This is a genomic window from Bacillus sp. FSL K6-1338 (assembly GCF_038006965.1).
Lineage (GTDB): Bacteria > Bacillota > Bacilli > Bacillales > Bacillaceae_G > Bacillus_A > Bacillus_A thuringiensis_S.
Map to the genome: position 1 here is coordinate 4,290,631 of NZ_JBBOWI010000001.1, position 12,360 is coordinate 4,302,990.

Sequence of the window (12,360 nt, forward strand, 5' to 3'; positions counted from 1 at the left end):
ACATTATTTTAATTTTGACATTGCAATTTCAGCCGCTGCAATTGTCGCCTCAATATCTGCGTCACTATGTGCTGTCGATAAGAATAAACCTTCGAATTGAGATGGTGGCAAGAATACACCTTGTTCTACCATTTCACGATAGTAAGCCGCAAAGAACTCTAAGTTTGAAGATTTTGCTGCATCGTAATTAATAACGGGCTCATCTGTAAAGAAAATACCAATCATAGAACCTGCACGATTAATATGATGTGGAATGCCATGTTTTTCAGCTGCTTTACGTAATCCAGCTTCTAACATTTCAGCTTTACGCTCAAATTCTACATACGATTCTGGCGTTAACTGTACTAACGTTTCATAACCTGCTGCCATTGCAAGTGGGTTACCTGATAAAGTACCAGCTTGATAAATCGGTCCGCTTGGCGCAATTTGGCGCATAATTTCTGCTTTACCACCGTACGCTCCTACTGGTAAGCCACCACCGATTACTTTACCTAAACAAGTTAAATCAGGTGTTACACCGTAGTAACCTTGTCCACAGTTATAAGCAACACGGAATCCTGTCATTACTTCATCAAAAATAAGCAGTGCACCGTTTTGTTCTGTTACTTCACGAAGTCCCTCTAAAAATCCTGGTTGCGGAGGAACAACACCCATATTCCCTGCCACTGGTTCTACAATTACACAAGCAATATCATCACCGAATTGTTCAAAAGCGTATTTCACACTTTCTAAATCATTATAAGCTACTGTAATCGTATTTTTCGCTACACCTTCTGGTACGCCAGGGCTATCTGGTAAACCTAGAGTCGCCACACCAGAACCAGCTTTAATTAATAACGAATCACCATGACCGTGGTAACAACCGATGAATTTCAAGATTTTATTACGGCCTGTATAACCACGAGCTAAACGTAGTGCACTCATTGTCGCTTCTGTTCCAGAGTTAACCATGCGGACAATTTCAATCGATGGTACACGCTCAATAACAAGTTTCGCTAATTTATTTTCGATTTCTGTCGGTGCACCGAAGCTTGTACCTCTTTCAGCAACAGATTTTAACGCTTCAACAACACGATCATTTGCATGCCCATGAATTAAAGGCCCCCATGATAATACGTAGTCGATGTATTCATTTCCATCAATATCATATACTTTAGAGCCTTTACCACGCTCCATAAACAACGGATTCATCCCAACAGACTTAAAGGCACGAACTGGGCTATTTACGCCACCAGGCATTAAATCTTGCGCCTCTTCAAACGCTGCAATTGACTTATCAAACTTTTTCATTATTTAACGCCTCCTTCTTGCAACCATTTTGCTGCATCTTTCGCATGATACGTAATAATTAAGTCTGCTCCTGCACGTTTCATGCTAATTAATTTTTCAAGCACAACTTCTTTTTCATTAATCCAACCATTTTGCGCTGCCGCTTTAATCATTGAATATTCACCACTTACGTTGTAAGCAACGATTGGTAAATTAAAGTTATTTTTCACATCACGAATGATATCTAAGTAAGAAAGAGCTGGCTTTACAATTAAGAAATCAGCCCCTTCCATTACATCTGATTCTGCTTCACGGAATGCTTCCATACGGTTCGCTGGGTCCATTTGATATGTTTTACGGTCACCAAATTGCGGCGCACCGTGCGCAGCATCACGGAATGGCCCATAAAACGCTGATGAATATTTCACAGCGTACGACATAACTGGCACGTGTCCAAAACCATTTTCATCTAATGCATGGCGAATTGCTGTTACGAAGCCGTCCATCATGTTTGATGGCGCAATAATGTCCGCTCCTGCCTTCGCTTGACTTACAGCTGTTTTCGCAAGAACTGCAAGAGACTCGTCATTTAAAATAATACCATCTTCAATTACACCGCAATGACCATGACTTGTAAATTGACATAAACATGTATCTGCAACTACTACTAGCTCAGGGAAATCGCCTTTAATTTGTTGAATAGCACGTTGTACAATTCCATGATCACAATATGCTGATGATCCAACTTCATCTTTTTCAGCAGGTAAACCAAATACAATAACAGAACGAATACCTAAATCAACAACTTCTTGCATTTCAGCTTGCAATAAATCTAAAGACATTTGATATACGCCTGGCATAGAAGGAACTTCATTACGAACATTTTCACCTTCTAATACAAAAATAGGGTAAATAAAATCTTCCGTATGTAAAAACGTTTCACGCACAAGTGCACGCATACTACCGCTTTGTCTTAAACGACGATGACGATTAAATTGTAAAGAGTTCATAGATTTCTATCCCCATTCTTTCATTTTATAGATTCACAAACACATTGTAGTAATGCTTCTACAGTGTACTCTTTCGGCACAATAACAGACGGAAAATAACGGCTTGCCTCTTTTTCCGTAATAGGTCCTATACAAGCAATTGTACATTTTTTTGTCCATTCTCTCCAGTTTGCACCCTCAAGTAAACGAACAAAACTAGTAACAGTTGAAGGGCTCGTAAATGTAATAATGTCTACTTTCCCTAACTTCAATGCCGCTATAAGCTCTTGCTTTTTTTCTATATTCACTTTCGTACCGTATACGATTAGCTCATCTAGAGAAACACCAATTTCCCGAAGTGCAACCGGAATTACCTCTCTTGCTATATTCCCTTTCGGAAATAAAATACGTTCGTTTCCACTTAATTCTTTTAGAAACTCTTCTGCAAATGCTTCTGCAACAAATGAAGTTGGAACAAAATGAACTTGATAGCCCCTTTTTTCTAACTCTAATTTTGTTTTCACACCTACCGCAGCAATTTTAATGGTTAGCGGTAGTTTCTTGTTCAAACTATCTAGAAAAAAAGCTACACCATTTCTGCTCGTAAAAATAACCCAGTCATACGAATGTAGCTGCCCTTCAATATGTTGAATTTGCCTATGAGACATACCTTCCATATGCAAAAGCGGAATTTCCAATGGAATTCCGCTCTTTTCTTTCACTGCTACACTCATTTGTTTCGCTTGATGCTGGGCACGTGTAATCAATACCGTTTTTCCAGCGAGAGCGTTCATATTTATTGTTGCTCCTTATTTGCAGCAAGAATGAGTTCTTTGGCGCCTTGTTTAATTAAACGGCCCGCGGCTTCTAATCCTACTTCCTCAGGATTAGTACCTACTACTGTCTCTTTTAATAAAACAGAGCCATCCATAGAGCCAACAAGAGCTGTTAATTCGATTGTATCGTTTTCTTTAAGGGTTGCATATCCAGCGATTGGAACTTGACATCCACCTTCAAGTTTATGAAGAAATACTCGCTCCGCTGCCACTGTTCTTTCTGTTATCGCATCATTCATATGCGCTAACAACTGCAATAAATCCTTATCATCCTCACGACATTCAATCGCTAATGCACCTTGTCCTACAGCAGGTACACATAACGTTTCATCTAAATGTTCTGTAATAACTTCATCATCCCAGCCCATTCTTTGTAATCCAGCTGTCGCTAAAATAATCGCATCGTAATCCTCTTCTTTTAATTTACGTAAACGTGTATCGATATTTCCGCGAATCCACTTCACTTGTAAATCTGGTCTCGCAGCGAGTAGCTGTGCACTACGTCTTAAACTACTCGTACCTAAAATAGCACCTTCCGCTAACTCTTTAAACGATGCTCCATTTTTTGAGATAAAAGCATCACGAGGGTCAACACGCTTTGGTGTACAGCCAATCATTAACCCTTCTGGAAGTACGGCTGGCATATCTTTCATACTATGTACAGCCATATCGATTTCTTTCGTAAGTAACGCATGCTCAATTTCTTTAACGAACAAACCTTTTCCGCCTACTTTTGAAAGAGTAACATCTAAAATCACATCACCTTTGGTGACAATTTCTTTCACTTCAAATTCATATGGTAAACCAAGTGCTTTTAACTGATCAATAAACCAGTTTGTTTGTGTTAATGCTAGCTTACTCTTTCGTGACCCTACAATAATTTTGCGCATAATTCTCTCTCCTCATTATAAATACCAAAAGTGGAAATTAGATAAACTACTTAATAAAAAAATGTTAACTAGCATTACGAGAAAGGCCCCTACATTCCACAGTACAATTTTCTTCCCTTGCAATACATCTGCCGCTCTTAAATACAAGCCCGCACAGTATACAAATAGAACGACAAACGAACCAATTACTTTCGTATCATACCAATGAAAATTATCTAATTTTGTATATCCCCATATACATCCTAATAAAATTGCTAGTAAGAAAAATGGAACAGAAAATAAATTTAATCCGTAAGACGTAGATTCAAGCTTCGGTAAATTCCCTAACCTTCTTAATCTCGCATTCCACTTTTTCTTTTTTAATAGGCGATATTGCAGTAAATACATAATAGAAAAAATAAATGATACCGTAAACGTTGCATAAGAAATAATCGCCATTCCAACATGCACGTATACAAGTTCTGAAACTAATTGCTCTGCAAGTACTGGCGACATCTTTCCGAGCGGTGTAAAAATAGAAAAAGCGCTTACGCCAAATGCAACAACATTTGTAAAGAAGACTAAAAAGTCAACGCGCATAAATCGATTTATGACTAACGACATCGTAATCAATAACCAAACATAAAAATAAATCCCTGATAATAAAGTTAAAATGGGGTTCGTTTCTGAATCTGTCGCCCTAAGCAACATAAAAATAGACTGCAATACCCATACAATCGAAAGTAACCAAAAAGCAAATCGGTTCGCCTTTCGGTTACTTTGGAAATAATCTATAAAATATAAACTAATGCTACAAGCATATAAAATAATTGCAATATGATAAATAATACTGTTATTAAAAAAACTCATCCGATCATCCTTCCAAATTATAAAGATGGAACGGATGGTGTCCACACTCTTTTATGTTCTACTTCTTCCGCACGACTCTCTACTTCTTCCGTTTCTAAATCGAAAATCTTCGCAAATAACGCTAATTTTTCGCTCGCTCCCTCTTCAGCAGCTATTTCTTTCGCTACTAAAATTGGGTCTTTTAATAATTGATTAATAATACTTTTCGTATGCTTACTAATGACTTTTTTCTCACGATCACTAAGGTTTGGTATTTTTCGCTCTAGGCTTACCATCGTTTCACTTTGGATTGCAAGTGCCTTATCACGAAGAGCTGATATTAATGGAACAACACCAAGTGTACTTAACCACGTTTTAAATAGAACAATTTCCTCTTCAATCATAAATTGAATTTTCTCCGCTTCTTTCAAACGCTCAGCACGATTTGCTTCCACTACTCCTTGCAGATCATCAATGTCATATAAAAAAGAACCTTCTAACTCATCAATCGCTGGATCAATATCACGTGGTACTGCAATATCAACCATAAATAAAGGGCGACCAGAGCGCATTTTCTCCACCTTTGTCATCATCTCTTTCGTAATGACATACTCAGATGCACCAGTTGAACTAATTAAAATATCTGCTTCTAATAATGCACATTGCAATTCGCTTAACGATTTTGCATGTCCCATATATTTCTCAGCCATTACTTCTGCTTTCGAAAGTGTCCTATTCATAACTGTTACTTTACGAGCACCACTTCCATATAAGTTTTGCAGTGCAAGTTCGCCCATTTTACCAGCACCAAGAATAAGCACATGACAATCTGTTAACTCGCCAAATATTTTCTTTCCAAGCTCAACAGCAGCATAACTAACAGACATTGCACTTTCCCCGATTGTTGTTTCTGAGTGGGCACGTTTTGCTAATGTAATGACTTGCTTAAACAATTCATTAAAAATTGTGCCTGTTGCTTTAACTTGTTGCGCTTCTAAAAAGCTATCTTTTATTTGACCTAAAATCTGTGTTTCTCCGACTACCATCGAATCTAAACCGCACGTTACGCGGAATAAATGATCTATTGCACCATCTTGTTCAAAAATAGTTAAATATGGCGCGACTTCTTCTATTTCAAGCTGAAACCAATCAGCTAAAAACTTCTTAATATAATACCGTCCCGTGTGTAATTGATCGACAACAGCATAAATCTCAGTGCGATTACAAGTTGATACAATGACATTCTCTAACACGCTCTTTTGATTTTGTAATGTAGTCATCGCTCGCTCTAGCTCTGCTGCCTGAAATGTGAGTTTCTCACGAAATTCTACAGGGGCTGTTCGATAATTTACACTAACAACAAGAATATGCACGCAGCATGTCCCCCTTCACCCGTTTTATCACTTTATCTACTATCATAATACAACTTTCCTCTTATGAATCTGACAATCGTGTGAACAACCGATTATTTTTTAATTATTCTCCGTATGTAATAAAGGAGATTCAGTAAACTAATAAAAAAATCTTCTACTTTATAATGATTATAAATTAATAACTCTATTTGTACGTTACCAAAAAAAGTCCTCATAATCAAGTGATGGAAACTATTCCATATAAATTATAACATCATCTTTCCTATCTTCTTTCATCATGAAGGAAAATATGTATGATTGTTCCAAAATGTAGCAAACACTTTCTCAATACAATGTATTTGACATTTTATTTCTTTTTCGTTATATTGATTTCACAAAATTAAATTGTGCACAACTTAATTAGAAGGGAGTTATGTATGACAGAGGACTCTTTGCATCTAGATAACCAACTTTGTTTTTCTATTTATGCCTGTTCTAGAGAGGTTACTCGTTTTTATCGACCTTATTTAGAAGAGATGGGTATTACGTATCCCCAGTACATTACTTTACTCGTACTATGGGAGCAAGATGGACTAACAGTAAAAGAAATTGGAGAACGTCTATTTTTAGATTCCGGTACGTTAACACCTATGTTAAAACGAATGGAATCATTAAAACTTGTAAAACGTGTTCGTTCCAAAGAAGACGAGCGAAAAGTTTGTATTGAATTAACAGAACAAGGCAAAGATTTAAAGGAAAAGGCTTGTTCATTACCGACAACGATGGCTACAAATTTAGGAATTACAGAGCAAGAATATCGCTCTTTATTAATTGAGCTAAATAAACTAATTGAAACAATGAAAACAATTAATGATGGAAAAGGGGAATAAATATGGATAAATTATATACTGCTTCAGTAACAGCAACAGGTGGAAGAAATGGGAAAGTAGTTTCAGATGATGGCATATTAAATCTTGATGTAAAAATGCCGAAAGCACTAGGTGGTGCAGGCGGAGAAGCAACAAATCCAGAACAACTATTTGCAGCTGGTTATGCAGCTTGTTTTGATAGTGCATTACAACTTGTCATTCGTACAAAACGTATGAAAGTAGAAAGTACAGAAGTAACCGCTCACGTTTCTATCGGAAAAGATACAGATGGTGGTTTTGGCCTATCTGCCGTGCTTGATGTACATGTCGCTGGCGTTTCACATAGCGAAGCAAAAGAACTTGTAGAAGCGGCTCACGGTGTATGTCCTTACTCTAAAGCAACACGAGGTAATATTGAAGTTACATTAAACGTACGTTAACAGCTTATATAAAGAAAAAAACGCGCGACATTCGTCACGCGTTTTTTGTTTTTGTCATTTTATGAATTGCCTTCCACGCTTCTTCTTTTCCAAGTCCTGTTTCAGAAGAGAATAGAACGATTTCATCGCCAATTTCAACAGCAAGCGTTTCTTTTACAACTTTTAAATGCTTTTGCCATTTCCCTTTCGGGATTTTATCGGCTTTCGTCGCAATAATAATTGTTGGGATTTCATAATGCTTTAAGAAATCATACATCATCACGTCATCACTTGTTGGTTGGTGACGTAAATCAACTACTAATACAGCTGCGTCTAATTGCTTACGCGTTGTAAAGTACGTTTCAATCATTTTCCCCCATGCCGCGCGCTCCGATTTAGACACTTTCGCATATCCATAACCTGGAACGTCAACAAAATGCATCATCTCATTGATTAAGAAAAAGTTCAGTGTTTGCGTTTTTCCTGGTTTAGAAGAAATACGCACTAACTTTTTACGATTTAAAATTTTATTAATAAAGGAAGACTTCCCGACATTTGAACGACCTGCTAATGCAATTTCTGGTAAATCACTGTCTGGATATTGTTCTGGTTTAACAGCACTAATTACAATATCTGCTTTTGTTACTTTCATTGTTTCACTCCTACTAATGCGTGCTCCAATACTTCATCTAAATGAGATGCAAGCACAAACGTAAGGTTTTCTTTTACGCTCTCTGGAATATCATCTAAATCTTTCTCGTTTTCTGCTGGCAAAATAATTTTTGTTAAGCCTGCGCGGTGAGCACTTAATGTTTTTTCTTTTAAGCCACCAATTGGTAATACACGACCACGAAGTGTAATTTCACCTGTCATACCTACTTCTTTACTTACAGGAATACCTGTTAGTGCAGAAATAAGTGCCGTTGCCATCGTAATACCTGCTGACGGTCCATCTTTTGGAACTGCTCCTTCTGGAACATGAATATGAATATCATTTTTCTCATGGAAATTCGGGTCAATCTGAAGCTCTTCTGCACGAGAGCGTATATAACTAAACGCAGCTTGTGCTGATTCTTTCATAACATCCCCAAGTTTCCCCGTTAAAATTAGTTTCCCTTTTCCTGGCGCTACAGAAACTTCAATTGCAAGTGTATCGCCGCCTGCTGCTGTGTAAGCTAGACCTGTTGCCATACCAACTTGGTCTGTTTTTTCAGCTTGCCCATAACGGAATATGTGTTTACCAAGTAAATCAACAATCTTTTTCTCTGTCACAACGATACGTTTACGTTCTGCTGTAACGATAATTTTCGCTACTTTACGGCAAACTTTTGCAATTTGGCGTTCTAGCGTACGAACACCAGCCTCACGTGTATAATAACGAATAATTTCAAGAAGCGCCTCATCACGCACTTGTAAATTACCTTTTCGTAAGCCATGCTCTTTTAATTGTTTCGGCAATAAATGCTCACGAGCAATGTGTACTTTTTCAAGTTCTGTATAGCCAGCAATCGAAATGATTTCCATACGGTCAAGTAATGGACCTGGAATACTTGAAAGTGTATTAGCGGTTGCTACAAACATAACTTTCGATAGATCATATGGTTCTTCAATGTAATGATCACTGAAGTTATGGTTTTGTTCTGGATCTAATACTTCAAGTAATGCCGCTGATGGATCTCCACGGAAATCGTTAGACATTTTATCAATCTCATCTAATAAGAAGACTGGATTAACTGTTTTCGCCTTTTTCATACCTTGAATAATGCGTCCTGGCATTGCTCCAACATATGTACGGCGGTGACCACGAATTTCAGATTCATCACGCACACCACCAAGAGATGCACGGACAAATTTACGATTCAATGATGTTGCAATTGAACGCGCTAACGAAGTTTTGCCGACCCCAGGAGGGCCTACTAAACAAAGGATAGGTCCTTTTAATGAATTCGTTAACTTCTGTACAGCTAAATATTCAAGTACACGCTCTTTCACTTTTTCAAGACCGTAATGATCGTTATTTAAAATCTCTTCTGAATGAGCAAGATCAATTATATCTTCTGTTGCCTCTGTCCACGGAAGCGCTAATAACCAATCAATATAATTGCGAATAACACCACTCTCCGCAGAACTTGCTGGTAACTTTTCATAACGATCTAATTCTTTCAGCGCAGCCTTCATTGTTTCTTCAGGCATTCCTGACTGTTCAATTTTTTCACGAAGTTCTTCTACTTCTCCGCCCTTACCTTCTTTGTCGCCAAGTTCAGTTTGAATCGCCTTCATTTGCTCACGTAAGAAATATTCTTTTTGCGTGCGCTCCATTGAACGTTTCACTTTTTGTCCAATCTTCTTTTCTAGGCTAAGTAACTCTTGTTCATCTTGAATAATTGAAATAAGTGTATGTAATCGTTCTTTTACAGATACAATCTCTAGAATCTCTTGTTTCTGCTTCGTTTTAATCGGCAAGTGAGAAGCAATTAGATCAGCTAATCTCCCTGGTTCCTCTACATCAGCTACCGTTGCAAATGTTTCATTTGAAACTTTTTTCGAAACTTTAATATATTGTTCGAAATGCTCCAGTAACGTACGCATAAGAGCTTTCTCTTCTAAATCATCTTCTACTTCTTCAGTTACCGTTTTAATAGACACTTGTACTATATTTTCTTCTTCGATAAACTCTATTACTTCTGCTCTATGTAAACCTTCCACAAGGACACGAAGCGTACCGTTCGGCAATTTTAACATTTGCTTGACTTTCGCCACTGTACCTACACTATATATGTCATCTTCTTTCGGATCATCGATATTCATTTCTTTTTGCATTGCTAAAAAGATGATATTTTCATCCATTGCCGCCTGCTCTAGTGCTTGTATCGATTTATCACGTCCTACATCAAGATGCAAAACCATCGTTGGATATACGAGAACGCCTCTTAATGGTAGGAGGGGCACGATTCTTTCGTTCGTATTCATACTAGACATAGCACCTCCATAATAAATTAAACTCCTGTTCAACTATTTTATATTACAATACACCTAGATGCAATTGCTGAGATTCCTCGCAATTATAAATAGCTTATTTTTCTACCTCACGAAAAGAAAAAAGACTCCGATTAAGCATACAAACTTAAACGAAGTCTGGCAAATTTTATTATTGTTTATTTTTACATAGATTGTGCATCTGTTTCGTCTACGTTAGTATGTACATCTAGCTCTCTATGCGCATTTTCTTGCATAAATGTTAACTCAAATACTTCTTTTAACTTACGGACAGGAATAATTTCGATTCCCTTTATAGTATACAAAAATGGTTGCATATTTTCAGCAGGAATAATGACTTTCTTAGCTCCCGCTTTTTTCGCAGCTTTTATTTTTGCGTACACGCCACCAATAGGCTTTACTTCTCCGTGTATACTTATTTCACCTGTCATCGCTACTTCATTATTTACATATGTGCGATGCACCGCAGAATATACACCTGTTGCCATAGCGATTCCTGCAGAAGGTCCATCAATTGGGATACCACCTGGAAAATTAATATGTATATCGTATCCTTCTGGCAACACATCTAAAGAACGAAGTACTGTTAATACATTATCAACAGAGCCTTTTGCCATACTTTTACGGCGAATCGATTTCGTTTGACTACCAATACTTTCTTCTTCTACAATTCCGGTAACATTTACCGACCCTTTATCTTTCGCCGGAATTGCTGTTACTTCAATTTCTAATAACGCACCTGTATTTGGTCCGTATACAGCAAGACCATTTACAAGACCAATCCTTGGAATCGGATAAATGTGCTTTTCGTATTTCGGTGTAAGCTGACTTGAGTGAACAACCCACTCTATATCTTCATCTTTAATGAAAGAACGTTCTTCATTTATCGCCATACCAGCAGAGATTTGCACGAGATTAATCGCTTCTCGTCCATTTCTTGCATACATCCCAATCATTTCAATACCATTTTCGCCTATTTGCATTTCTACTTTTTCCGCGGCATTTTTCGCTACTTTTTGAATTTCTTCCGTATCTAATTCACGGAAAAATACTTCTAAGCAACGTGACCGAATAGCAGGAGGAATTTCCTCTGGCGAACGTGTCGTTGCTCCAACTAAGCGAAAATCTGCCGGTAAGCCTTTTTGGAAAATATCATGTATATATGTTGGAATCATCGTATTTTCTTCACTATAGTACGCACTTTCTAAAAATACTTTTCGATCTTCTAACACCTTTAACATTTTGTTCATTTGAATCGGATGGAGTTCGCCAATCTCATCAATAAACAAAATACCACCATGCGCATCTGTTACAGCACCTTTTTTCGGTTGCGGAATACCTGCTTGTCCCATCGCCCCAGCACCTTGATAAATCGGATCATGCACCGAACCAATTAAAGGGTCTGCGATACCACGTTCATCAAACCGAGCTGTCGTCGCATCAAGTTCAATAAATGTTGCATTCGTACGAAATGGAGATTTAGGATTTCGTTTCGCTTCTTCTAATACAAGACGTGCTGCCGCTGTTTTCCCAACACCTGGCGGGCCATATATGATTACATGTTGCGGATTCGGACCACAAAGAGCCGCTTTTAACGACTTAATCCCGTCCTCTTGCCCTACAATATCTAAAAAGGTTGTAGGACGCACCTTTTCTGCTAGCGGCTCTGTTAAAGAAATCTCACGCATTTTACGAAGCTGTTCTAATTCTTTTTTCGATTCTCGATCAATTGAAACTTTTTGTGTTCGTTGATTTCGAAGTAAATGCCAGAAATATAATCCGACAATTACACCAAAAACAAGTTGAACAACTAAAAATATATTTGTCCAGCTCATTATTTATTTCCTCCCGCAATATTTTATCTCTTAGTATTTCCGCGGAGGAACGTAGCTAAACATAAAGAAAAACAGC

General features: G+C 37.7%; 11 protein-coding genes. 2 read left to right on the plus strand and 9 right to left on the minus strand.

Annotated features, from left to right (window positions below; genetic code table 11):
- Positions 1–3 precede the first annotated feature (3 nt).
- The 6 genes from hemL to hemA are packed head-to-tail and all read right to left on the minus strand — an operon-like array spanning position 4 to position 6,185.
- Positions 4–1,290, minus strand: coding sequence for a glutamate-1-semialdehyde 2,1-aminomutase (hemL, locus tag NZ044_RS21980; RefSeq protein WP_000712938.1), 1,287 nt, complete (start codon positions 1,288–1,290; stop codon positions 4–6).
- A complete protein-coding gene (gene hemB, locus NZ044_RS21985; RefSeq protein ID WP_001087080.1) occupies positions 1,290–2,279 on the minus strand; it encodes a porphobilinogen synthase in 990 nt (329 codons plus the stop codon). The genes hemL and hemB overlap by 1 nt, the downstream gene beginning before the upstream one ends.
- A gap of 20 nt (positions 2,280–2,299) precedes the next feature.
- Positions 2,300–3,052: a uroporphyrinogen-III synthase gene (gene hemD, locus NZ044_RS21990; protein ID WP_000992324.1), complete on the minus strand. Its 753-nt coding sequence runs from the start codon at positions 3,050–3,052 to the stop codon at positions 2,300–2,302.
- Positions 3,053–3,054: 2 nt separating this feature from the next.
- A complete protein-coding gene (hemC, locus tag NZ044_RS21995; protein WP_001226403.1) occupies positions 3,055–3,984 on the minus strand; it encodes a hydroxymethylbilane synthase in 930 nt (309 codons plus the stop codon).
- A 15-nt stretch (positions 3,985–3,999) separates the two neighbouring features.
- Positions 4,000–4,833, minus strand: a complete 834-nt coding sequence (locus NZ044_RS22000) for a cytochrome c biogenesis protein (protein ID WP_118961687.1) — start codon at positions 4,831–4,833, stop codon at positions 4,000–4,002.
- 17 nt (positions 4,834–4,850) lie between these two features.
- On the minus strand, positions 4,851–6,185 hold the full coding sequence (gene hemA, locus NZ044_RS22005) for a glutamyl-tRNA reductase (protein WP_000547868.1): 1,335 nt from the start codon (positions 6,183–6,185) through the stop codon (positions 4,851–4,853).
- 416 nt (positions 6,186–6,601) lie between these two features.
- On the opposite strand from hemA, the gene NZ044_RS22010 reads away from it, so the two are divergent.
- Both NZ044_RS22010 and NZ044_RS22015 read left to right on the plus strand, forming a co-directional pair.
- The gene (locus tag NZ044_RS22010; protein WP_000133913.1) at positions 6,602–7,054 is read left to right on the plus strand and encodes a MarR family winged helix-turn-helix transcriptional regulator; all 453 of its coding nucleotides are present in this window, start codon (positions 6,602–6,604) and stop codon (positions 7,052–7,054) included.
- Positions 7,055–7,056: 2 nt separating this feature from the next.
- Positions 7,057–7,473 (plus strand): organic hydroperoxide resistance protein, encoded by a 417-nt coding sequence (locus NZ044_RS22015; protein ID WP_000359773.1) that lies wholly within the window; start codon positions 7,057–7,059, stop codon positions 7,471–7,473.
- 34 nt (positions 7,474–7,507) lie between these two features.
- Here the strand turns inward: NZ044_RS22015 and ysxC are convergent, their stop codons facing one another.
- The 3 genes from ysxC to lonB all read right to left on the minus strand — a co-directional run bounded on the left by ysxC (position 7,508) and on the right by lonB (position 12,284).
- On the minus strand, positions 7,508–8,104 hold the full coding sequence (ysxC, locus tag NZ044_RS22020) for a ribosome biogenesis GTP-binding protein YsxC (RefSeq protein WP_000869118.1): 597 nt from the start codon (positions 8,102–8,104) through the stop codon (positions 7,508–7,510).
- Positions 8,101–10,431, minus strand: coding sequence for an endopeptidase La (gene lon / locus NZ044_RS22025; protein WP_000097281.1), 2,331 nt, complete (start codon positions 10,429–10,431; stop codon positions 8,101–8,103). Before lon ends, ysxC begins: the two co-directional genes overlap by 4 nt.
- A 182-nt stretch (positions 10,432–10,613) precedes the next feature.
- The gene (gene lonB / locus NZ044_RS22030) at positions 10,614–12,284 is read right to left on the minus strand and encodes an ATP-dependent protease LonB (protein ID WP_000119171.1); all 1,671 of its coding nucleotides are present in this window, start codon (positions 12,282–12,284) and stop codon (positions 10,614–10,616) included.
- Positions 12,285–12,360: the final 76 nt, after the last annotated feature.

Bases quoted from the DNA above. Each gene is read 5' to 3' on its own strand.
- hemB (WP_001087080.1), bottom strand. From the start codon at position 2,279: ATGAACTCTTTACAATTTAATCGTCATCGTCGTTTAAGACAAAGCGGT.
- NZ044_RS22010 (WP_000133913.1), top strand. From the start codon at position 6,602: ATGACAGAGGACTCTTTGCATCTAGATAACCAACTTTGTTTTTCTATT.
- hemL (WP_000712938.1), bottom strand. From the start codon at position 1,290: ATGAAAAAGTTTGATAAGTCAATTGCAGCGTTTGAAGAGGCGCAAGAT.
- NZ044_RS22015 (WP_000359773.1), top strand. From the start codon at position 7,057: ATGGATAAATTATATACTGCTTCAGTAACAGCAACAGGTGGAAGAAAT.
- ysxC (WP_000869118.1), bottom strand. From the start codon at position 8,104: ATGAAAGTAACAAAAGCAGATATTGTAATTAGTGCTGTTAAACCAGAA.
- NZ044_RS22000 (WP_118961687.1), bottom strand. From the start codon at position 4,833: ATGAGTTTTTTTAATAACAGTATTATTTATCATATTGCAATTATTTTA.
- hemC (WP_001226403.1), bottom strand. From the start codon at position 3,984: ATGCGCAAAATTATTGTAGGGTCACGAAAGAGTAAGCTAGCATTAACA.
- lon (WP_000097281.1), bottom strand. From the start codon at position 10,431: ATGTCTAGTATGAATACGAACGAAAGAATCGTGCCCCTCCTACCATTA.
- lonB (WP_000119171.1), bottom strand. From the start codon at position 12,284: ATGAGCTGGACAAATATATTTTTAGTTGTTCAACTTGTTTTTGGTGTA.
- hemD (WP_000992324.1), bottom strand. From the start codon at position 3,052: ATGAACGCTCTCGCTGGAAAAACGGTATTGATTACACGTGCCCAGCAT.